This window comes from Phyllobacterium chamaecytisi, from assembly GCF_020164455.1.
Lineage (GTDB): Bacteria > Pseudomonadota > Alphaproteobacteria > Rhizobiales > Rhizobiaceae > Phyllobacterium > Phyllobacterium chamaecytisi.
On sequence record NZ_JAIQWW010000066.1, the window covers coordinates 1 to 904 of the forward strand.

1 protein-coding gene is annotated in these 904 nt (G+C 59.0%); it reads left to right on the forward strand.

All coding sequences use genetic code 11. The annotated features are described in order from the left end of the window. The coding region (locus LB462_RS30930) for a cadherin-like domain-containing protein (RefSeq protein ID WP_224515953.1) at positions 1 to 904 on the forward strand (904 nt) is incomplete at both ends.

A 904-nucleotide genomic window follows, 5' to 3' on the forward strand; every position in this document is an offset into this window, starting at 1 on the left:
TGAGTCACATGAACATTATGTCCTGAAGAACCAGGACAAACGCTCCAATGCACCACTGTTCTTTACGGTGTTTCTCACCGGGCTTGCGCTTTACCTGAAAAGTGCATTCCCGCGGCTGGGCAGTGACGAGCGGCAGGAAGAAGCCAAGTCTCAAGCGCCGGAGCAGTCCGGGTCGCCTGAGGTTGCAGCAGCTGGCGCTCCCGAAGTGATGACGGAACTCGAAGAAGCAGCAAAAGACAGGTCCGGTTCCGGCGGCCGATTGTTCGGTAACGGAGACTGGCGCTATGAGCTTTCCGATTCCCCGATGATCGAGTTTCAAAAGCTCAACCTGCCAAACTCGGCCCTTTTGAAGAACTTCGGTGGGGTGTCGTTCTCCTTCCACGCGGCCAACGACAATGCCTGGCGCGGTGGCAGGGTATCAAATATTGGCAACGGCGGTGGGGGTGGCGGTGGTTCAAACGCCGAGGCTGCACCGGCTTATGAACTCGATCCGCGCGACGATCCAGAGTCTGAGGTGGATGACGATGAGGACACGGACGAGGAGAAAGCCGTCAATCGTGCGCCCAGGGTCAGCGGGCCGGTCTATCTGGCGGATGTCTTTGGCTGTGCGGTCGCTCTGATCGGGCTTTCTGATCTTCTGCGCGGTGCATCTGATCCGGACGGCGATGCGCTCCGTATCGAAAACGTTACCGTGTCGTCGGGGACACTGACGCAGACGCCGAGCGCCTGGTATTTCGATGCGGCGATGCTCGGTCCCGTGACCGTCACCTATCAGATCAGCGACGGCAAGGTGTCTGTCTTGCAGACGGCCCAGTTTTCAGTGCTGAAGGCACCGCCGATCATTGGCACGCAAGGTGACGATATCCTGGTTGGAGCAAACTGCGCCGACGACGTCGACGGTCGT